Consider the following 22,133-nt stretch of genomic DNA (forward strand, 5'->3'; position numbering starts at 1 on the left):
CCTAGCGTCCGCGGCCACGCCGGCCCCCCCTGCCTTCCCATGTCTTCAAACCGTTCTGACGCCGAGTCCCTGACGCAGCGCTTTCGCCCCCTCTTCCAGCAAATCGCCGAGGCCGCGCCGCAGCGCGAACATGAGCGCAGGCTGGCGCACGACGCCATCGATGCGCTCAGGCAGGCCGGCTTCGGCGCCCTGCGCGTGCCGCGTGCCCACGGCGGCCTGGGCGCCACGCCCGAGCAGCTGTTCGACCTGCTCATCGAATTGGCCGAGGCCGACTCGAATCTGCCGCAGGCACTGCGCGCGCACTTCGGCTTCGTCGAACGGCTGCAGGCCGAGATCGATGCCGAGCGGCGCGTGCCCTGGCTGCGACGCGTGGCCGACGGCGCCCTCTTCGGCAATGCCACCACCGAAGCCGGCGAGGGCACGCTGGGCCGGCTGCAGACCCGGCTGTTCCGCGAGAACGGACGCTGGCTGCTCGAAGGCGAGAAGTTCTACAGCACCGGCACGCTCTACGCCGACTGGGTCAGCGTGACGGCGCAGCGCGAGGGCAACGAACCCGGCGCGTCCCGCACGCTGGCCGTGGTGCGCACCGACGCGGCGGGCGTTGAGCGGCTCGACGACTGGCGCGGCTTCGGCCAGCGGCTGACGGCCTCGGGCACCACACGGCTGCACCGCGTCGAAGTGCCGGAAGAGAACATCCTCGAGTTCCCCGCGCGCGAGGCGACCTCGCTGCCCGCCGTGTTCCAGCTCTTCCACGTGGCCACGATGGCCGGCATCGCCCGGGCCATCGTGCGCGACGCGACCACCTTCGTGCAGGGCCGCAAGCGCGTCTTCAGCCACGGCAGCGGCACTGCGCCGCGCGAAGACCCGCTGGTGCAGCAGGTGATCGGCCAGCTCGAAGCCACGGCCTACCTCGCGCAGCTGGGCGTGCAGGACGTGGCGCGTGCGCTGGGTGACATCGACCGCCTGCGTCAGGCCGGCCAGCCCGTACCTGAGGCCGCGCTGGTGGACGTCGAGTTGCGCGCCACCAAGGCGCAGGTGGTGACGACCGATGCGGTGCTGCAGGCCGCCACGCGGCTCTTCGATGTCGGCGGTGCCACCGCGCTTCAGGAAGACCGCCGCCTGGACCGCCACTGGCGCAATGCGCGCACGCTCGCCTCGCACAACCCGGTGATCTACAAGGCCCGCGTGCTGGGCGACCACACCCTCAACGCCAGCCGGCCCACCTTCTACTGGGCCGTCGGCACCACGGCCTGAACACGCGCCATGACCAACCTTGCCATCGCCCCCTCACCCGCCCGAACCGCCGCTGCCAGCACCTGGCGGATCACGCCCCTGGATGCGCCGCTGGGCGCGCGCGTCGAGGGCCTGGACGTGCGCCAGCCCTTGCGCGGCGAGCAGGTGTTCGCGCTCAAGGCTGCCCTGCGCGAGCACCGCATCCTGCTGCTGCCCGGCCAGTGGCCGGACGACGCGCAATACCTGCGCTTCGCGAGCCATTTCGGCACCGTGTTCGCCCCGCCGCCCAATGCACCGGTGCTGGGCTCGGACGCGCAGGGCATCCCGCCCGACATCGTGTGGGTCTCCAATGCCGACGAAGGCGGCGTGCTGGGCCATGCCGAGCTCAGCGCCCATGCCGATCACCACTGGACGCCGCAACCCTCCTCGGGGTCGATGCTGCACGCGCTGGAAGTGCCCTCCGTGGGCGGCGACACCACCTGGATCGACCTGGTGGCCGCCTACGAGGCGCTCGACGAGGCCACACGGCGCGAGATCGACGGCCTGCAGCTGATCACCTACAACCCCTTCCTGCGCCGCCTGCATCCGCTGCCCGGCACGGCACGCATTCCGCGCTACCGCACGCCCGACATCGAGCCGCTGACGCCATGGGAGGCCCATCCGCTGGTGCGCACCCATCCCGACACCGGCCGGCGGCTGATCTACCTGGGCGAGAGCACCGAGGTCGAGGTCGTCGGCTGGGGCCCGATCGAGGGCCAGGCGCTGGTGGAGCGGCTGCGCGCGCACATCCTGCAGCCGCGCTTCGCCTACACCCACCGCTGGCAGCCCGGCGACATCGTGTACTGGGACAACCAGGCCACCCTGCACAGCCGCACCGGCTTCGATGCGGCGCAGCGCCGCCGCCTGCGCCGCATCAGCCTGGCCGGCAGCCGTCCGTTTTGAAGTGAAACACCCCCCATGCCGCTTCGCGGCTCCCCCCTCTCTGACGCCTGCGGCTTGGAGGGGGGCGCACCCCCCGGCCCGGCAAAGCCGGTTCCGCGGGTGCACTGGCGTGGCCTGCTCCGCGGCCATTCGATCCGTGTTGCCGCTTCGGTTTCATGCCACGCAGGTGCCGCAGCGGCGTTCTGAAAAACTGACATCGTGAGTGATTCCCCGCCAACGCACGAGCCCCGGCAGCAGCACCTGCAGATCAACGCCTTCGAGATGAATGCCGTGGGCCACCTGGCCCACGGCCTGTGGCGCCATCCGCGCGACCAGGCCCGCCGGCACAACGACGTCCACTACTGGCAGCAGCTGGCGCGCACGCTGGAGGAATGCCTGTTCGACGGCCTGTTCCTGGCCGACGTGACCGGCGTGTACGACGTGTTCGGCGGCAGCGCCGACGCGGCCGTTCGGCATGCGGTCCAGGTGCCGGTGGGCGATCCGGCGGTGCTGCTGCCGGCCATGGCCGCCGTCACGCGGCACCTGGGCTTCGGCCTCACCGTCAACCTGAGCGAGGAGCAGCCCCACCTGTTCGCGCGGCGCATGTCGACGCTGGACCACCTGTGCGGCGGCCGGCTGGGCTGGAACATCGTCACCGGCTTCCTGGACAGCGCGGCACGCGCCACGGGCGCCGCGGCGCAGACCGGCCACGACGAGCGCTACGACCGCGCCGAGGACTTCATGGCGGCCGTCTATCAGCTGTGGGAGGCCGGCTGGGATGATGGCGCCGTACTCGCCGACGCCGCGCACGGTGTCTATGCCGATCCCGCACGGGTACACCGCATCCGCCATGACGGGCCCTACTACCGCGTCGATGCGCTGCACCTGAGCGCGCCTTCGCCGCAGCGCACGCCGGTGCTGTTCCAGGCCGGCGCCTCGGCCCGCGGCATGGACTTCGCGGCCCGGCATGCCGAGGCCATCTTCATCCCCAACCTGGGCCTGCAGGCCACCGCCGCGCTGGTGCGCCGGCTGCGCGAACGGCTGTCGGCCGCAGGCCGGGCCGAGGCCCGGGTGCGCATCCTCACCACGGCGCAGGTCGTGGTGGCGGCCACCGAGCGCGAGGCGCATGCCCGCCTGGAGGAATACGCCCGCCATGCCCAGCCCGAGGCGGCCCTGGTGCAGCTGGCCAGCGCCACCGGCATCGACTTCGCCCGCTACGGCCCGGACGAGCCCATCGCCACCGAAGGCACGGCCGGCAACGGCATCCGCTCGATCCAGGAAGGGCTGGCACGCGGCGGCCCGCCCACCGTGCGCGGACTGCTGCAGGGCATGCGCCTGGGCGGCAACTTCACGCCCACCGTGGGCAGTGGTGCGCAGGTGGCGCAGGCGCTGATCGACTTTGCAGACGCTACCGGCGTCGACGGCTTCAACCTGGCACGCACCGTGACGCCCGAGTGCTTCGAGGACTTCGCCCGCTGGGTGGTGCCCGAGCTGCAGGCCCGCGGGCGCTTCAAGACCGCCCATGCCCCGGGCACGCTGCGCGCGCGGCTGCGCGGCGACGGCCGGGACCATCTTCCTGCCGGCCACCCCGGCGCCGCGTGGCGCCGCACCGCCCCACCCACGACCCAGGCCTGACCGATGAGCGCCGTACCGACCGACCTTCCGTCCTCCACCACCTCCACCGACCGCATCCGCGACGACGCGCATGCCCTGGAGGTGGCCCGTGCCCTGGCCACCGAGTTCGCGGCCGGCGCCGCCGCGCGCGACCGCGAGCGCCGCCTGCCCGTGCAGGAGGTCGAGCGCTACTCGCGCAGCGGCCTCTGGGGCCTGACCGTGCCGCGCGCGTTCGGCGGGCCGGACGTCTCGCACGCCACGCTGTCGGAGGTCACGGCCCTGATCGCCCAAGCCGACCCCTCGCTCGCCCAGATCCCGCAGAACCACCACTGCCTGGTGGATGCGCTGCGGCTCATCGGCTCGCCCGAGCAGCAGCGCTTCTTCTATGCCGAGGTGCTGGCCGGCCGGCGCTTCGGCAATGCCGTGTCCGAGCTGGGCACGCCCAACGCCAAGACGGTGACCACCCGCCTGTCGCGCACGCCACGCGGGTTGCGCCTGAACGGGCGCAAGGCCTATGCGACGGGCGCGCTGTTCGCCCACTGGGTGCCCGTGGCCGCCGTCGACGACGGCGGCCGGGCGGTGCTGGTCTACGTGGAACGCGATGCGCCCGGACTGGCCGTGGTGGACGACTGGGAGGGCTTCGGCCAGCGCACCACCGCCAGCGGCACCGTGGTGGCCGAGGACGTGGAGGTGACCACGCTGCAGGTGCTGCCGCGCCACCGCCTGTTCGAGCCGCCCACCATCCACGGCGCCTTCGCTCAGCTGCTGCATTCGGCCATCGACCTGGGCATCGCCCGCGCCGCGCTGGCCGAGCTGCGCCAGTGGCTGCGCGAGCGCACCCGCCCCTGGGCCGACAGCGGCGTGGACCATGCCGCGCGCGATCCGCTCACCCTGGCCCGCGTGGGCGAGCTGGTGATCCGCCTGCACGCTGCCGAGGCCCTGCAGACGCGCGCCGCCGGCTTTCTGGACGCGGCGCGCGACCGGCCAGGCCCCGAGGCGGTGACGGCGGCCTCCATCGCCAATGCGGAGGCCAAGGTGCTGACCACGCAACTGAGCCTGGATGCGGCCAGCAGCCTGATCGAGCTGGCCGGCACGCAGTCCACGCTGGAGCGGCACAACCTCGACCGCCACTGGCGCAACGCCCGCACGCACACCGTGCACGACCCCCTGCGCTGGAAGTTCCACGCCATCGGCGACCACTGGCTCAACGGCACCGCGCCGCGACGCCATGCCTCCCTGTAAGGACAGCTCACCATGCAACGACGACATCTCTTCCAGGCCGGCGCCGCTGCCGGCCTGCTGGGCGGCCTGCCCGGCATGCTGCCCACGGCCGGTGCGCAGGCGCGCAAGGACGCCCTGCGCGTGCTGGCCGAAGGCGCGCCCAACTCGCGCGACCCGCACGGCGAGGGCGTGAGCCGCGAGTCGCTGGGCGTGTTCACCAATGTCTACGACCGCCTGATCGCCTTCGAGCGCCAGCCGCTGCCGGGCGGCATCTTCCGCTACGACTATTCGCGCTTCCAGGGCGAGCTGGCCGAGCGCTTCGAGGCCACCGAGGGCGGCCGCGTGCTGACCTTCCACCTGCGCCGCGACGCGACCTTCCACGAAGGCCGGCCGGTGACGGCGGCCGACGTCAAGTGGTCGCTCGACCGGGGGGTGTCGCTGCCGGCCTCGAAGCGGCAGCTGGCCACCGGCTCGCTCACCGATCCCGCGCAGTTCGTGGTGGTGGATCCGCACACGCTGCGCATCACGCTGCCGCGCGCCGACCGCTACACCCTGCCCAACCTGGCCCTCACCTTCGCCTCGATCCTCGATGCCGAACTGGTCAAGCGCCATGCCACCGAGCAGGACCCCTGGGGCGCGCAATGGGTGCGCAACAACGCGGCCGGCGGCGGGGCCTACCAGATCGAATCGTGGACGCCGGGCCAGCAGGTGGTCTACACCCGCTTCGACGCCTGGAAGAGCGGCCCGCTGCCCGCGCTGCGACGCGCGGTGTTCCAGACCGTGCCCTCGCCCGCCACCCGCGCCGCGGCGCTGCAGCGGGGCGATGCCGACGTGGCCCTGCAGCTGCCCCCGCGCGAGATCGATGCGCTGGCCGAGCGCAAGACGCTGCAGGTGCATTCCGTGCCGGTGACCAACGCCTTCCGCTTCGTGGCCTTCAACACGCGCACCAAACCCTTCGACGACGTGCGGGTGCGCCAGGCCATCGCCTATGCCCTGCCCTACACCAGCCTGTTCCGGGGCGCGAGCCTGGGCCATGGCCAGCCGCTGTTCGGTGCGGCCTCGGCGACGCCGTCGCGCAGCACCTTCCCGCAGCCCTATCCCTACGAGACGCAGCTGCAGAAGGCGCGCGAGCTGCTGGCCCAGGCCGGACATCCCGAGGGCTTCGAGACCCGCTTCAGCTTCAACGTGGGCGACGCCACCATCGGCGAGCCGGCGGCGCTGCTGATCCAGGAGTCGCTGGCGCGCATCGGCGTTCGCGTGACCATCGACAAGGTGGCCGGCGCCCAGTGGGGCACGCTGCAGACCGAGCGGCGGCTGCCCTTCTACATCGACAGCTCCAGCGCCTGGTTCAACGACCCCGACTACTTCTTCCGCATCTTCTTCCAGGGCGACTGGCGCTGGAACTTCGGCGCCTACGACAACCCCGAGCTGAATGCCCTGGTCGAGGCCGCCCGCTGGGAAAGCGACAAGGCCCGCTACGACGCATCGATCCGCCGTGCCATCGCCATCGCCTTCCGCGACGTGCCGCTGGTGCCGCTGTGGCTGCCTTCCTTCGACATCGCCCTGCAGCCGGACGTGGCCGGCTTCACCTACTACATCCACGGCCAGGTGGACTTCCGCCCTCTGGCGCGCACGGCCGCATGAGCGGACGCCGGGGTGCGCTGCTGCTGCGGCGGCTGGCCGCCGCGCCGCCGGTGCTGCTGGCCGCGGCGGTCTTCACCTTCCTGCTGATGCGCTGGCTGCCGGGCGACCCCGCCGCGGTGCTGGCCTCCGGACAGGCGACACCGCAGGAGCTGGCGGCGCTGCGCACCCAGCTGGGCCTGGACCGGCCGCTGGCCGAGCAGCTGCTGCACTACCTGGCGGACCTGGCGCGGGGCGACTGGGGCCAGTCGCTGCTGACGGGGCAGCCGGTGCTGTCGGACCTGCTGGCGCGCCTGCCCGCCACGCTGGAGCTGACGGGCTTCGCCTTCGCCATCACCGTCGTCTTCGGCCTGCCCCTGGGCGTGGCCGCGGCGCTGCGGCCGCAGGGCTGGCCCGACCGGCTGTGCCGCTGGGTCACCACGGCCGGCGGATGCGCCCCCACCTTCGTCGTCGGCCTGCTGCTGATCCAGCTGTTCTACGTGCTGGCGGGATGGGCAGCCGAGCCCATCGGCCGCATCGACCCCGCCCTGGAGCTGCCGCCGCTGCGCAGCGGGCTGCTGCTGGTCGACGCGGCTTTGGCGGGCGACGCGGCGGCCTGGCGCTCGGCCCTGGGGCATCTGCTGCTGCCGGGCGTGTCGATGGCGCTGTTCTCGCTGGCCCCGCTGGCCCGCATCACGCGCTCGGCCATGCTCACGGCCCTGGCCAGCGACTATCTGCGCAGCGCCCGGGCGCTGGGCCTGCCCGCGCGGCAGGTGGTGCTGGACTATGCGCTGCGCGGTGCGCTGCTGCCGGTGCTCACCACGCTGGGCATGGTGTTCTCGTACATGCTGGGTGCCAACGTGGTGGTGGAGAAGCTCTTCGCCTGGCCCGGCATCGGCAGCTACGCCCTGGACGCCCTCATGGCCGCCGACCGCGCACCGCTGCAGGGCTTCGTGCTGCTGGTCGCGCTGCTGTTCACCGCGGTGAACCTGGCGGTCGATCTGCTGGCCCTGGCCGTCGACCCGCGCGCACGGGGGCTGGCATGAACACCCGCACCGGCAGCATCGGGCCGGGCATCCGTCTGCGCCTTCGTCTGCCACCTGCGCCGCTGCTGCCGTTGATCCTGCTGCTGGCCGTGGCGGCGCTGGGGCCGGCGCTGCTGCCCCACGACCCCCTGGCCACCGACGTGGCCCGGGCCCTGGCGCCGCCCTCGGCGTCGCACTGGTTCGGCACCGACGCGCTGGGCCGCGACGTCTTCAGCCGGGTGGTCGTGGCCGCGCGGCTGGACCTGGGCATCGCCGCTGCGGCCGTGGCGCTCTCGGCCACGGCGGGGTCGCTGCTCGGCTCGGTCTGCGGCTACGCGGGCGGCGCGCTCGACCGCTGGGTCGGCCGGGTGGTGGACGTGCTCATGGCCTTCCCGCTCTTCGTCGTCGCCATGGCACTGGTGGCGGTGCTCGGCAACTCGGTGGGCAGCGTGGTGTGGGCCACGGCGCTCATCAACCTGCCCTTCTACATCCGCCTCGCCCGGGGCGAAGTGGCCATCCGCCGGCACGCCCCCTATGTGCAGGCGGCGCAACTGGCGGGCGCCGGGCCCGCGGCGCTGCTGCTGCGCGTGCTGCTGCCCAATGCGCTGCCGGTGCTGGCGGTGCAGGCCTCCATCAACCTGGGCTGGGCCATGCTCAACGGCGCGGGCCTGTCCTTCCTGGGCCTGGGCGTGCGTCCGCCCACGGCCGAATGGGGCGTGCTGGTCAACGAAGGGGCGCAGCACATCCTGGGCGGGCAATGGTGGGTGGCGCTGTTTCCGGGGCTGGCGCTGTTCGGCGCCGTGTATGCCTTCACCCTGGCCGGCGACGCCCTGCGCGACCGGCTCGATCCACGTCGTCGGGCATGAGCAGTTCGGCCTCTCCCTTGCCCACGGCGGCTGGGTCAGCGGGTGCGACTACCGCGCCGCTGCTGGACGTCGACGGCCTCAACGTGGAGTTCCGGCGCCGCGGCGCGCCGCCGGTGAAGGTGCTCGACGGCCTGAGCCTGCAGCTGCAGGCGGGCGAATCGGTGGCGCTGGTGGGCGAGTCCGGCTCGGGCAAGTCGGTGGCCGCGCTGGCGCTGCTCGGCCTGCTGCCGCCCACGGCCCACATCGACGCCGGCAGCCTGCGCCTGGACGGGCGGGAACTGCGCGGCGCGCCGGCCGCGCAGTGGCAGGCCCTGCGCGGCAGCAGCCTGTCCATGATCTTCCAGAACCCGCGCCGCGCCCTGCACCCGCTGCTGCCGGTGGGCCGCCAGCTGGAGCATGCGCTGCAGGCCCGCCGTGCCCGCCCCGCGGCGCAGGCGCGGCGCGATGCCCTGGCCCTGCTGGCGCAGGTCGGCATCGCCGATGCAGAGCAGCGCTGGCGCGCCCTGCCGGGTGAACTCTCGGGCGGCCTGTGCCAGCGGGTGATGATCGCGCTGGCCCTCAGCGGCGAGCCGCGGCTGCTGGTGGCCGACGAGCCCACCACCGGCCTGGACGTGCGCACGCAGGCCGGCGTGATGGACCTGCTGGGCCGCCTCGTGCGCGAACGTGGCATGGCGCTGCTGCTCATCACGCACGACCTGGCCCTGGCGGCCTCGCGCTGCGACCGCATCGCCGTCCTGCATGCCGGCCAGCTGCTGGAAGACGCGCCGGTGCCACGGCTGCTGGCGGCCGCCGCCCACCCCTACACCCGGCACCTCATCGCCGCCACCCCGCGGCCTGGCGTGACCCTGGCCGGGCTGCAGGCGGTGCCCGGCCGCGTGCCGGACCTGGACCGCGCCGACCTGCCCGCCTGCCGCTTCGCCGACCGCTGCGAGCGGCGCCTGGCGCAGCGCTGCGATGCCCGGCCGCCGCTCGCGCTGCGCGGGGACGAGCAGCGCGTGGCCTGCTGGAACCCATGCTGAGCGAGACGCCGCCGCTGCTGCAGGTCCAAGGCCTGACCAAGCGCTTCGACGTGCCGGGCCGGGCGGCCCGCGTGGCCGTGGACGCGCTGGACTTCAGCCTCGGCGCCGGCGAGGCGTTGGGTCTGGTGGGCGAGTCCGGCTCGGGCAAGTCGACCACGGCGGCGCTGGTGGCCCGGCTCGCCGATGCCGACGCGGGCCGCATCCTGCTGCGCGGCACCGACATCGCCGCCGTGCCCGCACACTCCGCCGCCCGCGCGCCCTGGCGCCGCGAGATCCAGATGGTCTTCCAGGACCCGCTGGACAGCCTGGACCCCCGCGCCACCGCGCGCGAAGCCATCGCCGACCCGCTGCGCCGGCTGCGCGGCCTGCGCGGCGCGGCGCTGGCCGCGGCGGTGCGCGATGCCGCCGACCGCAGCCAGATCGCCTCGGCCCTGCTGGGCCGCCGGCCGCACGAGCTCTCCGGCGGCCAGGCCGCGCGCGTGGGCATCGCCCGGGCCATTGCGCCGGCGCCCGCGCTGCTGATCCTGGACGAACCCACCAGCGCCCTCGACGTCTCGGTGCAGGTCGGCGTGCTGCAGCTGCTGGAGCAGCTGCGCCGCGACAGCGGCATGGCCTACCTCTTCATCTCGCACGACCTGCAGGTGGTGCGGCTGCTGTGCGAGCGGGTGCTGGTGATGCGCGAAGCCCGCATCGTGGAGCAGGGCCCCACCGAGCAGGTGCTGGCGCGGCCCGCCCATCCCTACACCGCGGCCCTGGCGGCGGCGCTGCCGAAGCTGCCGCTACTGCCGGAGCACGCGCCCGCGCACCGCGTATCGGCCGTCCCCTGAACGACGCAGGCACGCCGGTGCCCGGCTCGTCCTTGCCGGCCTTATGCAGCGCCCGGCTATCGATGGACGCACAACTTCGTTCCCCGCCGCAGCCGCGCGCGCCATAGTCGCCGGCTGCCTGCGCTGGGCGATGTCCGCGCCGACCCCGGCGGACCTGCACCCGCGCCCTCTTCTGATCCACGCCCATGAGCACTGCCGCGACTCTCTCGCCCCCTCCACGCACCGCCCCGGTCCCCAGCCCCCACCCCGCCCCGCTGGGCCGCGCCCAGCCGCCCGCACGCGACGTGGCCGAGCTCTTCGCCCGCGCGCAGGCCCTGCTTCCCGACATCGCCGAAGGCGCGGCCCAGCGCGAGCTGCGGCGCGAACTGCCCTTTGCGCTGGTGCGCCGCATCGCCGAGGCTGGGCTGCTGACCTTCCGCATTCCCGCGGCCTACGGCGGTCCCGGTGGATCGGTGCGCGACCTCACCCGCTTCCTGATCGACCTGGCGGCGGTGGACTCCAACATCGCGCAGGCGCTGCGGCCCAACTTCGGCTTCATCGAGAGCCTTCTTTCCGGCCAGGACGAGGCCGCCCGCAAGCGCTGGTTCGACCGGCTGCTGGCCGGTCACATCCTGGGCAACGGCGGGCTGGAGCGCGGCGGCGCGCACGGCGCCACAGCCGCGCGCATCCTGCCCGAGGGCGACCATTTCCGCGTCAACGGTACCAAGTACTACAGCACCGGCGCGCTGTTCGCCGACTGGATCACCTCGCTCGCGCTGGACGAGAACGGCAAGGAGACCGCCTTCATCGTGCCCCGCGAGCGCGCTGGCGTCGAGCTGATCGACGACTTCGACAGCAGCGGCCAGCGCCTGACGGCCAGCGGCACCACCCGCTTCGTGGACACCGAGGTCGCCGCCGAGGAGGTGCGCGCCAGCCACTTCGCGCGCGACCGCCGCAACCCCGTGACGCCGCTCTACCAGCTGGTGCTGGCAGCGGTGGAGGCCGGCATCGCCCGCAACGCCCTGGACGACGCGGTGCACTACGCGCGCCACCATGCGCGCCCCATCCGCCACAGCAGCGCACAGGCCTCGGTGGACGACCCCTATGTGCGCGAGGCCGTGGGCCAGATCGCGGCCCAGGCCTTCGCCGCGGAGGCGGTGGTGCTGCGCGGTGCCGAGGCGCTGGACGCGGCCTGGGCCGCGCAGCTGGACGACGCGGCACTCAACCGCGCCTCGGTAGAGATCGCCCAGGCGCAGCACTTCGCCGTGGAGGCGGCACTCAAGGCCGCGGAACTGGCCTTCGATGTCGGCGGCGCCTCGGCCGCCGACCGCCGCTTCAACCTCGACCGCCACTGGCGCAACGCACGCACGGTGGCCAACCACAACCCGCGCCAATGGAAGGCCGCGGCGGTGGGAGCCTGGCTCCTCAAGGGCGAAGCACCGCCGACCACCGGCCTGTTCTGAGGACAGCCCCCGCGCAGCGCCGCACACACCCAGCCGCCCCGCCCATCGGCGCGCGGGCATTCATCCAGACACCATCCGTTCTTTACGCTTCCATGTCCTCTCCCCTTTCCTCGCGCCGCCGCACCCTGCTGCAGGGCGGCCTTGCGCTGGGCGCACTGCCGCTGGCCGCGCCCTGGGCCGCAGCCCAGACCGGCGCCACGCCGAAGCGCGGCGGCACGCCGTCGATTTCGCTGGCGCCCGAGCCGCAGATCATCTCCGCCGCCTTCCTCACCACCATGCAGACCACCATGGTGGCCGGCAAGATCAGCGAGGGGCTGGTCTGGTTCGACGACAAGCTGCAGCCGCAGCCCGAGCTGGCCGAATCCTGGTCCTTCGCGCCCGACGGCCTGTCGCTCACGCTGAACCTGCGCCGCGGCGTGAAGTGGCATGACGGCCAGCCCTTCACCTCCGCCGACGTGGCCTTCTCGCTGCTGAACGTGTGGCAGAAGTTCCACCCGGGCGGACGCTTGGCCTATGCCTCGGTGACGGCCGTCGACACGCCCGATGCACACACGGCGGTGCTGCGCTTCTCGCGTCCCACGCCCTACCTGCTGAGCTTCATGAACGTGTACGGCGCCCAGGTGCTGCCGCGCCACATCTACGAAGGCACCGACCTGCAGAAGAACCCGGCCAACAACGCGCCCATCGGCACCGGCCCCTTCCGCTTCAAGGAATGGGTCAAGGGCAGCCACATCGCGCTGGAGCGCAATCCCGACTACTGGAAGCCCGGTCTGCCCTACCTGGACGGCGTCGTGTTCCGCTTCATCCCCGAGGCGGCGGCGCGCAGCGTGGTGCTGGCCAGCGGCGAGGTGCAGGTGGCGCTGGCTTCCAACATCCCGGTGTCCAACCTGAACCAGTTCTCCGATGCGAAGAAGTGGCGCATCAACACCACCGACGGCAACTACCTGGCGTCGATCAAGCTGATCCAGGTGAACACCCGCCGGCCGGCGCTGGCCGACCGCCGCGTGCGCCAGGCCCTGCTGTATGCGCTGGACCGCGAGGCGCTGCTGCGGGTGGTGTTCCGCGGCATCGGCCGCGTGGCGACCAGCCCCATCCCCTCCACCGTGCCGGCCTTCCACAGCAAGTCGGGTCGGCAGTACCGCCACGACCCGAAGCAGGCCGAGGCGCTGCTGGATGCGGCCGGCTTTGCGCGCAAGGGCAGCGCGCCGCGTCTGTCGCTCAACCTCGACCTGGGCGCCGGCTCGCTGGAGGACGTGCGCACGGCCGAGTTCTTCAAGCAGTCGCTGGCGCGTGTGGGCGTGGACGTGACACTGCGCGTCTCGGACGCCGGGGTCTACCTCAAGCGCGTGTTCGGCGACGCCGACTTCGACCTCTTCCTCACCAGCCTGCACAACCTGCCGGACCCCACGCTGGGCGTACAGCGCTGGTACTGGAGCAAGAACATCGCCAAGGGCGTGCCCTGGAGCAACGGCTCGGGCTATGCCAACCCGGAGCTGGACCGCCTGATGGAGGCCGCCTCGGTCGAGGCCGATCCGGCCAAGCGCCGCGCGCTCATCGACCAGTGGCAGGTCTTCGTGCAGGAGGAGGTGCCCATCCTCGACCTGATCGAGATCGACTGGACCACCGTGTCGAGCACGCGCTTCCACAAGAAGACGCCGCAGGGCGATGGCCTCTATGCCTCCCTGGCTGACGCATGGCTGGAGTGAGGCACCCCCCATGCCGCTTCGCGGCTCCCCCCCTCTCTGTCGCCTTCGGCTCGGAGGGGGGCGCACCCAGAGGCCTGGCAAAGCCAGTTCCTCGGGTGCCCTGGCATGGCCTGCTCCGCGGCCATTCGATCCTCTTCCGGCGCATCGCGCGCCTGTGACCCAACATCACCATGAACCGACGCGACCTGATCACCTCCGCCGGCGCCCTGGGCGCCTTGTTCTCGCTCGACTTCGCGCTGGCGCCGACGGCCTATGCCCAGACCGTGGGCAAGACGCCCGTGCGCGGCGGCGTGCTCAACGTGGCCGTGGCGCCCGAGCCCACGCAGCTCACCTCGGCCAACCTCACCACCATGAACGTGGGCATGGTCTCCAGCAAGGTGCTGGAGGGTCTGGTGAGCTATGACCTGGACCTCAAGCCGGTGCCGGCGCTGGCCGAGTCCTGGCAGGTCGCGCCGGATGGCCTGGCGCTCACCTTCCGCCTGCGGTCCAACGTCAAGTGGCATGACGGCAAGCCCTTCACCTCGGCCGACGTGGCATGGACGCTGGAAGAGGTATGGCGCAAGCTGCATCCCTTCGGCCGCGCCGCCTTCGCCAACGTGGAGAAGGTGGAGACGCCGGACAAGCTCACCGTGGTGATCCGGCTGTCCTCGCCGGCGCCCTACATCCTCAACTACATCAACACCTACGGCGCGCAGATCCTGCCGAAGCACATCTACGAAGGGACGGATGTGCTCAAGAACCCCGCCAACAACGCGCCCATCGGCACCGGCCCCTTCGTCTTCAAGGAATGGGTGCGCGGCAGCCATGTGCGGCTGGAGCGCAACCCCGATTACTGGGGCCGCGGCCCGGGCGGCGAGCGCCAGCCCTACCTGGACGGCCTGCTCATCAAGTTCATTCCCGATTCGGCCGCACGCACCGTGGCCATCGAGGCCGGCGAGGTCGACGTGGCCCCGGGCTCGATCGTGCCGCTGACCAACCTCAACCGCTTCGCCGACAAGAAGAAGTACACGATCAACCTGGACGACGGCCGCTACCTCTCGACCATCTTCCTGCTGCAGTTCAACGTGCGCCGGCCGCAGTTCCAGGACAAGCGGGTGCGGCAGGCCTTCGCCCATGCCATCGACAAGAACGCGCTGCTCAAGGTGGTGTTCCTGGGCTACGGCAAGGCCGCGACGGGCCCGATCCCGTCCTCGGTCGTCAACTACTACAGCGACGACGTGCGCAAGTACCCCTACGACCCCAAGCGGGCCGAGGCGCTGCTGGAGGAGGCCGGCTTCAGGAAGGGTGCCGACGGAAAGCGCCTGAAGGTCACGCTGGACTACGACGGCTCGGGCGGGCCCATCGGCTCGCGCTCGTCCGAGTTCCTCAAGCAGTCGCTGGCGCGCGTCGGCGTGGACCTGGAACTGCGCTCGGGCGACACGGCCACCTACCTGCGCCGCATCTTCACCGACCAGGACTACGACCTGATGACCTCCAGCCTGCACCGCCTGCCCGACCCCACGCTGGGCGTGCAGCGGCTGTACTGGACCAAGAACATCGTCAAGGGCGCGCCCTGGACCAACGGCTCGGGCTATTCCAACCCGGTGCTCGACAAGGTGATGGAAGCCGCCGCCGCCGAACCCGACGAGACCAGGCGCAAGGCACTCATCAAGCAGTGGCAGCAGATCGTGCAGGAGGACGTGCCGCTGATCGAGCTGATCGAGCAGACCTGGGTCACCGTCTCCACCGCCCGCCTGCGCAAGCAGGCGCTGCAGGGCGACGGGCTGTTCGCGTCCTACGCCGACGCCTGGCTGGAGAAATGAGGGCGCTTCCCTTCCTGCGCTTCCTGCGCCGCCGGCTGCTGCTGGCGGTGCCGGTGGTGGTGGGCATCGCGCTGCTGAACTTCCTGATCCTGCAGGCCGCGCCCGGCGACGTGGTGGACGTGATGGCCGGCGAGGCCGGCGCGGCCACGCCCGAGTACATGGCGCAGTTGCGCCAGAGCTTCGGCCTGGACCAGCCGCTGGCCGTGCAGTTCTGGCACTACATGGTCCGGCTCGCGACGCTGGACCTGGGCTGGTCCTTCCGCCAGAACCTGCCGGTGTTCGACCTGATCGCCGAGCGCATTCCGGCCACGCTGCTGCTGATGGGCGCGGCCATCGCCGTCGCGCTGCTGCTCGGCGTGGTGTTGGGCGTGCTCTCGGCCCTGCGCGTGCATGGCTGGCTGGACGATGCGATCTCGGTGCTGGTGCTGGTGAGCTATGCCATGCCCACCTTCTGGCTCGGGCTGATGGCCATCGTCATGTTCTCGGCGCGGCTGGGCTGGCTGCCCTCGGGCGGCATGGTCGACCTGGGCGTGCGCCACGAAGGGCTGGCCCTGGCCTGGGACGTGGCACGCCATGCCCTCATGCCGGCGCTCACGCTGTCCACCTTCTACCTGGCGGTCTACACCAAGCTCGTGCGCACGGCCATGCTGGAGCTCTACGGCGCCGACTTCATCCGCACCGCCCGGGCCAAGGGCGCGGGCGAATGGCGCATCAACCTGGCCCATGCGCTGCGCAACGCGCTGCTGCCGCTGGTCACCATGGTGGGCTACCAGGTGGCCTCGCTGCTGTCGGGCGCGGTGCTGGTGGAATCGGTCTTCAACTGGCCGGGCATCGGCAGGCTCGCCTTCGAGGCAGTGATGGCCCGCGACTTCAACCTGCTGCTGGGCATCCTGCTGCTCAGCTCCATCCTGGTGACGCTGATCAACGTGGGGGTGGACCTGCTCTACGCCTGGCTGGACCCGCGGGTGCAGCTCGCCGGCGGGAGGCCCGCATGACCGCCGCCGCCTCGCTGCTGCGCCGCCTGCGCCCCGCGCCGCGCACGGGTGCCGCCGCGCTGCAGCCCTCCTTCGCACGGCGGGTGCTGCACAGCCGTGCATCGGTGCTGGGACTTGTGCTGCTGCTGCTCGTGGTCGCGGCCGGCACGCTGGGCCGGCTGTGGTTCCCCGGCGATCCCTGGGAGATGAGCGGCCCGCCCATGCTGTGGCCGGGCGAGGACCGCGCCTTCCCGCTGGGCACCGACTTCATGGGCCGCGACCTGGCCACCGGCCTCGTCGCCGGTGCCGGCGTCTCGCTGCTGATCGGGCTGGTCAGCACGCTGCTGTCGGCCACCCTGGGGGTGGCGATCGGTGCGCTGGCCGGCTACTTCCGCGGCGGCGTCGATGCGGTGCTGCTGCGGCTGATCGAGCTGTTCCAGACCGTGCCCAGCTTCGTGCTGGCCGTGGTGCTGGTGTCGCTGTTCAAGCCCTCGGTGGCCACGGCCGTGTTCGCCATCGGCATCGTCTCGTGGCCGCCCACGGCGCGGCTGGTGCGCTCCGAGTTCCTGCAGCTGCGCGAACGCGAGTTCGTGCTGGCCGGCCGCACGCTCGGCATGGGCCACGCCCGGCTGATCCTCACCCAGATCCTGCCCAACGCGCTGCCGCCGGTGGTGGTGGTCTCCACGCTCTCGGTGGCCCATGCCATCCAGACCGAGGCCGCCCTCGCCTTCCTGGGCCTGGGCGACCCCAACGTGATGAGCTGGGGCACGCTGATCGGCATCGGCCGCGAGCAGGTGGTGGACGCCTGGTACATCTGCGGCCTGCCGGGCCTGGCCATCATCGTCACGGTGCTGGGCTTCAGCCTGCTGGGCGAAGGCCTGAACGACGCGCTCAACCCCCACCTGCGCAAGAGATAAGCCATGGCCCTGCTCGACATCCAGCAACTGCAGACCACCTTCGACACCCGCAGCGGCCCGGTCCGCGCCGTGGACGGCGTCTCCCTGCGCGTGGAGCGCGGCGAGACCGTCGCTCTGGTGGGCGAGAGCGGCAGCGGCAAGTCCGTCACCGCCTATTCGGTCCTGCGGCTGCTGCCGCGGGGCCAGGGCCGCATCAGCGGTGGACGCATCCTGTTCGACGGCCAGGACCTGGCGACGCTGCCCGAGGCCGCCATGCGCGCGCTGCGCGGCAACCGCATCTCGATGATCTTCCAGGAGCCGCTGTCGGCACTGAACCCGGTGCGCTCCATCGGCTGGCAGATCGTGGAGGCCATCCGCCTGCACCGGCCCGTGCGCGAGCGCGAGGCCTGGGCCCGGGCGGTGGCGCTGCTGGCGCAGGTCGGCATCCCCTCGCCCGAGCGGCGGGTGCACGACTTCGCCCACCAGCTCTCGGGCGGCATGCGCCAGCGCGTGGTCATCGCCATCGCCCTGGCCTGCGAGCCCGACCTGCTGATCGCAGACGAGCCGACCACCGCGCTGGACGTGACCACCCAGGCGCAGATCCTGGCGCTGCTGCGCACGCTGCAGGCCGAGCACGGCATGGGCCTGCTGCTGATCACCCACGACCTGGGCGTGGTGGCGGAGGTGGCCGACCGGGCCGCCGTGATGTACGCCGGCCGCGTGGTCGAGCAGGCGCCGGTGGATGTGCTGTTCGAGGCGCCGGCCCACCCGTACACCGCGGGCCTGCTGGCCTCGCTCGCCATCGAGCACCTGCCGCCGGGCTCGCGGCTGCCCGAGATCGGGGGCACCGTGCCGTCGCCCGCGAACATGCCGCCGGGCTGTGCCTTCGCCCCCCGCTGCAGCCGGGCCGTGGCACGCTGCCACGCCCAGGCGCCGGTGCTGCAGGACGCGGGCCACGGCGTCCATGTGGCCTGCCACCTGCCGCTGCCGGCCGGGCAGGCGGCGTCATGGGAACAGGCGGCATGAGCGCCCTCCCGGTCACCCTGACGGCGGCCGAACCGCCGCTGCTGCAGCTGAGCCGCGCGGTCAAGCACTACCCCACGGCCGGCGGCGTCGTGCACGCACTCGACGGCGTGGACCTGGCCGTGGGCCATGGCGAGACGCTGGGCCTGGTGGGCGAAAGCGGCTGCGGCAAGTCCACGGTCGCCCGTGTCGCCCTGCGCCTGGTGCCCCTGGACAGCGGCCAGCTGCACTTCGACGGCCAGGACCTGAGCCATGCCGGCGGCGCCGCCCTGCGCGACCTGCGCGCGCGGCTGCAGATGGTCTTCCAGGACCCCTATGCCTCGCTCAACCCGCGCGCCACCATCGGCCGCGTGCTGCGCGAGCCGCTGATCGTCCAGGGCCGGGCCGGCAGCGCGGCCGAGCAGCGCGAGCAGGTGGCCTGGGCGCTGGCGCGCGTGGGCCTGTCGCCCGACATGGCCGAGCGCCATCCGCACGAGTTCTCGGGCGGCCAGCGCCAGCGCATCGGCATCGCGCGGGCGCTGATGCTGCGACCCGCCATGATCGTCTGCGACGAGGCCGTCTCCGCCCTCGACGTGTCGGTGCGGGCCCAGGTGCTGAACCTGCTGCTGGGCCTGCGCGAGGAGTTCGGCGTGGCCTACCTGTTCATCTCGCACGACCTGGGCGTGGTGCGCCACATGGCCGACCGCATCGCCGTGATGTACCTGGGCCAGGTGGTGGAACAGGGGCCGCGCGACCGCGTGTGGGGCACGCCGCTGCATCCCTACACGCGCGCCCTGATGGCCGCGATGCCCGTGGCGCGCCCGCAGGCCGTGCGCGCACCGCGCACGCTGCTCCAGGGCGACCCGCCGAACCCCATCGATCCACCCGCGGGCTGCCGCTTCCATCCGCGCTGCCCGCTGGCCACCGCGCAATGCCGCACCGAGGCACCTCTGCTGCGCGATGCCGGCGACGGCCACCAGGTGGCCTGTCACCTGGCCTGAGGCACAGCCCTCGCGCCGTGCCGCCCTTGTTCTTAGACCCGCCCGACCATGACCTACCTCGCCAAGCCCGACCGCTACGAACGCATCCCCTACCGCCGGGTGGGCCGCAGCGGCCTCGTCCTGCCCGCCCTGTCCCTGGGCCTGTGGCACAACTTCGGCGACAGCACGCCGCTCACGCTGCAGCGAGCGCTGCTGCACACCGCCTTCGACCTGGGCATCACCCACTTCGACCTGGCCAACAACTACGGCCCGCCCTACGGCAGCGCCGAGATCAACTTCGGGCGGCTGCTGCGTGAGGACTTCAAGGCCCACCGCGACGAGCTCGTCATCTCCACCAAGGCCGGGTGGGACATGTGGCCGGGGCCCTATGGCCGTGGGGGCGGCTCGCGCAAGCATGTGCTCGCCAGCCTCGACCAGAGCCTGCAGCGCCTGGGGCTGGACCATGTGGACATCTTCTATTCGCACCGCTTCGATGCCGATACGCCGCTGGAAGAAACGGCGGGTGCGCTCGCCCAGGCCGTGCGCCAGGGCAAGGCGCTCTACGTGGGCATCTCGTCGTACTCCGCCCGCAAGACGCGCGAGATCGCGGACCTGCTGGCGGCGTGGAAGGTGCCGCTGCTGATCCACCAGCCGGCCTACAACCTGTTCAATCGCTGGATCGAGCCGGAGCTTCTGACGACCACCGAAGCCCTGGGCGCGGGCGTCATCGCCTTCACGCCGCTGGCCCAGGGCCTGCTGACGGACAAGTACCTGGACGGCGCGGCGGCCGATGCGCGCATCCACCGGCCCGGCGGCGGCTCGCTCAAGGCGGAGCACCTTTCCGAGGCCAACCTCGCGCGGGCGCGGGCGCTGCGCGAGATCGCCCGCCAGCGCGGGCAGAGCCTGGCGCAGCTCGCGCTGGCCTGGACGCTGCGGGATCCGCGGGTGAGCTCGGCGCTCGTCGGCGCCAGCCGGCCCGAGCAGCTGGTCGAGAACGTGCAAGCGCTGCAGCGGCTCGACTTCCAGCCCGAGGAGCTGGCCGAGATCGACCGTCACGCGGTGGACGGCGGCATCGACCTGTGGCGCAGGCCTGCGACGGACTGGCAGTAAGGACGGGCATGCGCGGTGCCGCAAGGGCGTCGCAACTGCAGGCCCTGGACATGCGGACACCGGATATCGACATGCGCCATGCTTCGTTGTGGTGCAGCGGCTGGCCCGGCACAGTGGCGACCCCGTGTTCGCACACTCTGCTTTCCACTGCTTCATGCCTCTCCTCCTCCGCCGCCGTGTCGCCATCGCCGCGCTCTCGCTCCTCTCCCTCGGCGCCCTCGTGCCTGCCGCACATGCCCAGGACAAGGCGGCCATCAAGGTCGGCATCTCGATCGGCAACGCCGAGAAGATCTTCGAAGTGGTCAAGAAGGTCGCGGCCCGTGACGGCCTCGACGTGCAGGTGGTGGTGTTCAGCGACTACCAGCTGCCCAATGCGGCACTGGCCGCCGGCGACCTGGACGCCAACGCCTTCCAGCACCAGCCTTTCCTGGACAACCAGATCAAGTCGCGCGGCTACGACATCGTGCCCGTCGGCCTGACGATCACCGCGCCGCTGGGCTTCTACTCGCGCAAGATCAAGTCGGTGCAGGAACTGCCCGAGGGCGCCTCGGTGGGCATCCAGAACGACCCGTCCAACGGCAACCGCGCGCTGCTGCTGCTGCAGTCCGCCGGCCTGCTCACACTCAAGCCCGAAGCCGTCAAGAACAACACCGCCACCCCGCTGGACGTGACGGCCAACCCCAGGAAGCTCAAGCTGGTGCCGCTGGACGCCGCCCAGCTGCCGCGTTCCCTGGACGACCTGACCATCGCCTCGATCAACAACGACTACGCCGAAAAGGCGGGCCTGTCCTTCGTGCGCGATGCGGTCATCAAGGAGTCGCCGCGGAGCCCCTATGCCAACCTGATCGCGGTGCGCCGTGCCGACAAGGACAAGCCCTGGACGAAGAAGCTGGTCGCGGCCTACCAGTCGGCCGAGGTCCGGCAGTTCATCGAGACGACCTTCAAGGGTGCGCTGATCCCGGCGTTCTGACGGCGGCAGGACAGCACCTGCCGCGCCGGACGCGGGCCTCGCCCCGGCGAGGGCGCGCGCACCGCGCACCGCGCACCGCGCACCGCGCACCGCGCACAGAGCCGGAATTCGTCGCATGAGCTCCACGCTGTTCATCGTGGCCGTGGGCGCCGCTGCAGGCGGCTTCGTACAGGGCTTGTCCGGCTTCGCCTTCGGCCTGGTGGCCATGAGCGTCTGGGCCTGGACGCTGCCACCTCCGCTGGCTGCGGTGCTGGCGGTCTTCGGCTCCCTCACCGGCCAGTTGATCGCGGCCACCGCGGCCGGCCGACGGCCGGTCGACCTGCCGAGGCTGTGGCCCCTGCTGGCCGGCGGCCTGGCGGGCGTCCCGCTGGGCATGTGGTTGCTGCCCCGCATCGACGCGCCCCTCTTCAAGGCCGGGCTCGGCATGCTGCTCGTGGTCTGGTGCCCCGCGATGCTCATGGCCCGCCGCCTGCCGCGCGTGCGTGGCGGCCGCGCCGCAGATGGCCTGGTGGGACTGGCCGGCGGCGCCCTCGGCGCGCTGGGTGGCCTCACGGGCACGCTGCCGACGCTCTGGTGCCAGTTGCGTGGCATGGACCGCCAGGCGCAGCGTGCGCTGATCCAGAACTTCAACCTCATCATGCTGGCGGTCGCGGCCGCAGGATACGCAGCGCGGGGCGCCGTGACGGCTCCGATGCTGCCGCTGCTGGGTGTCGCCGCGGTGTCCATGCTCCTGCCGTCGCTGATCGGCGCGCGTCTCTATCACCGGCTGGACGAGGCACAGTTCCGCCGACTCGTGTTGGGCCTGCTGACGCTCTCGGGGCTCGCGTTGCTCGCGGGCGGCCTGCCTTCCCTGCTGGCGCGCTGGCACTGAGCGGGCTGCGTCCGGCGCCGGCTCGCTCTGGCAA

19 protein-coding genes are annotated in these 22,133 nt (G+C 72.2%); all 19 read left to right on the forward strand.

The annotated features are described in order from the left end of the window. Window positions 1–39 precede the first annotated feature (39 nt). The 19 genes from KBC94_RS13795 to KBC94_RS13885 all read left to right on the forward strand — a co-directional run bounded on the left by KBC94_RS13795 (window position 40) and on the right by KBC94_RS13885 (window position 22,099). The gene (locus tag KBC94_RS13795; protein ID WP_294370910.1) at window positions 40–1,254 is read left to right on the forward strand and encodes an acyl-CoA dehydrogenase family protein; all 1,215 of its coding nucleotides are present in this window, start codon (window positions 40–42) and stop codon (window positions 1,252–1,254) included. 9 nt (window positions 1,255–1,263) lie between these two features. Next, complete coding sequence (locus tag KBC94_RS13800; RefSeq protein WP_294370913.1) at window positions 1,264–2,175, forward strand: TauD/TfdA family dioxygenase; 912 nt, start codon at window positions 1,264–1,266, stop codon at window positions 2,173–2,175. A 261-nt stretch (window positions 2,176–2,436) separates the two neighbouring features. Then, window positions 2,437–3,789 carry an LLM class flavin-dependent oxidoreductase gene (locus tag KBC94_RS13805; protein WP_294371297.1) on the forward strand — a complete coding sequence of 451 codons (1,353 nt, stop codon included), beginning with the start codon at window positions 2,437–2,439 and terminating at the stop codon, window positions 3,787–3,789. A gap of 3 nt (window positions 3,790–3,792) precedes the next feature. Next, a complete protein-coding gene (locus KBC94_RS13810; protein WP_294370915.1) occupies window positions 3,793–5,010 on the forward strand; it encodes an SfnB family sulfur acquisition oxidoreductase in 1,218 nt (405 codons plus the stop codon). Window positions 5,011–5,022: 12 nt separating this feature from the next. Beyond that, window positions 5,023–6,633 carry an ABC transporter substrate-binding protein gene (locus KBC94_RS13815; RefSeq protein WP_294370917.1) on the forward strand — a complete coding sequence of 537 codons (1,611 nt, stop codon included), beginning with the start codon at window positions 5,023–5,025 and terminating at the stop codon, window positions 6,631–6,633. Further along, the gene (locus KBC94_RS13820) at window positions 6,630–7,655 is read left to right on the forward strand and encodes an ABC transporter permease (RefSeq protein ID WP_294370919.1); all 1,026 of its coding nucleotides are present in this window, start codon (window positions 6,630–6,632) and stop codon (window positions 7,653–7,655) included. The genes KBC94_RS13815 and KBC94_RS13820 overlap by 4 nt, the downstream gene beginning before the upstream one ends. Further along, window positions 7,652–8,500: an ABC transporter permease gene (locus tag KBC94_RS13825; RefSeq protein ID WP_294370921.1), complete on the forward strand. Its 849-nt coding sequence runs from the start codon at window positions 7,652–7,654 to the stop codon at window positions 8,498–8,500. The genes KBC94_RS13820 and KBC94_RS13825 overlap by 4 nt, the downstream gene beginning before the upstream one ends. Further along, complete coding sequence (locus tag KBC94_RS13830) at window positions 8,497–9,519, forward strand: ABC transporter ATP-binding protein (RefSeq protein WP_294370924.1); 1,023 nt, start codon at window positions 8,497–8,499, stop codon at window positions 9,517–9,519. Before KBC94_RS13825 ends, KBC94_RS13830 begins: the two co-directional genes overlap by 4 nt. After that, window positions 9,513–10,346 carry an ABC transporter ATP-binding protein gene (locus KBC94_RS13835; protein WP_294370926.1) on the forward strand — a complete coding sequence of 278 codons (834 nt, stop codon included), beginning with the start codon at window positions 9,513–9,515 and terminating at the stop codon, window positions 10,344–10,346. The genes KBC94_RS13830 and KBC94_RS13835 overlap by 7 nt, the downstream gene beginning before the upstream one ends. A 185-nt stretch (window positions 10,347–10,531) precedes the next feature. Continuing rightward, complete coding sequence (locus tag KBC94_RS13840) at window positions 10,532–11,788, forward strand: acyl-CoA dehydrogenase family protein (RefSeq protein WP_294370927.1); 1,257 nt, start codon at window positions 10,532–10,534, stop codon at window positions 11,786–11,788. Between the two features lie 92 nt (window positions 11,789–11,880). Then, the gene (locus KBC94_RS13845; protein ID WP_294370929.1) at window positions 11,881–13,494 is read left to right on the forward strand and encodes an ABC transporter substrate-binding protein; all 1,614 of its coding nucleotides are present in this window, start codon (window positions 11,881–11,883) and stop codon (window positions 13,492–13,494) included. 170 nt (window positions 13,495–13,664) lie between these two features. After that, on the forward strand, window positions 13,665–15,296 hold the full coding sequence (locus KBC94_RS13850; RefSeq protein WP_294370930.1) for an ABC transporter substrate-binding protein: 1,632 nt from the start codon (window positions 13,665–13,667) through the stop codon (window positions 15,294–15,296). Continuing rightward, entirely contained in the window at window positions 15,293–16,291 is a 999-nt protein-coding gene (locus KBC94_RS13855; RefSeq protein ID WP_294370932.1) for an ABC transporter permease, read from the forward strand. Before KBC94_RS13850 ends, KBC94_RS13855 begins: the two co-directional genes overlap by 4 nt. Further along, a complete protein-coding gene (locus KBC94_RS13860; RefSeq protein ID WP_294370934.1) occupies window positions 16,288–17,187 on the forward strand; it encodes an ABC transporter permease in 900 nt (299 codons plus the stop codon). The genes KBC94_RS13855 and KBC94_RS13860 overlap by 4 nt, the downstream gene beginning before the upstream one ends. Window positions 17,188–17,190: 3 nt before the next feature. Next, window positions 17,191–18,192, forward strand: a complete 1,002-nt coding sequence (locus KBC94_RS13865) for an ABC transporter ATP-binding protein (RefSeq protein ID WP_294370936.1) — start codon at window positions 17,191–17,193, stop codon at window positions 18,190–18,192. After that, window positions 18,189–19,169: an oligopeptide/dipeptide ABC transporter ATP-binding protein gene (locus KBC94_RS13870; protein WP_294370938.1), complete on the forward strand. Its 981-nt coding sequence runs from the start codon at window positions 18,189–18,191 to the stop codon at window positions 19,167–19,169. The genes KBC94_RS13865 and KBC94_RS13870 overlap by 4 nt, the downstream gene beginning before the upstream one ends. Window positions 19,170–19,217: 48 nt before the next feature. After that, on the forward strand, window positions 19,218–20,258 hold the full coding sequence (gene mgrA / locus KBC94_RS13875) for an L-glyceraldehyde 3-phosphate reductase (protein ID WP_294370941.1): 1,041 nt from the start codon (window positions 19,218–19,220) through the stop codon (window positions 20,256–20,258). A 154-nt stretch (window positions 20,259–20,412) separates the two neighbouring features. After that, window positions 20,413–21,228 (forward strand): MetQ/NlpA family ABC transporter substrate-binding protein, encoded by an 816-nt coding sequence (locus KBC94_RS13880; protein WP_294370944.1) that lies wholly within the window; start codon window positions 20,413–20,415, stop codon window positions 21,226–21,228. A 115-nt stretch (window positions 21,229–21,343) separates the two neighbouring features. Beyond that, the gene (locus tag KBC94_RS13885) at window positions 21,344–22,099 is read left to right on the forward strand and encodes a sulfite exporter TauE/SafE family protein (RefSeq protein ID WP_294370947.1); all 756 of its coding nucleotides are present in this window, start codon (window positions 21,344–21,346) and stop codon (window positions 22,097–22,099) included. The last annotated feature ends 34 nt before the right edge of the window (window positions 22,100–22,133 follow it).

Source organism: Pseudacidovorax sp. (genome assembly GCF_017991995.1).
In the GTDB taxonomy this organism is placed as follows: Bacteria; Pseudomonadota; Gammaproteobacteria; order Burkholderiales; family Burkholderiaceae_C; genus Xenophilus.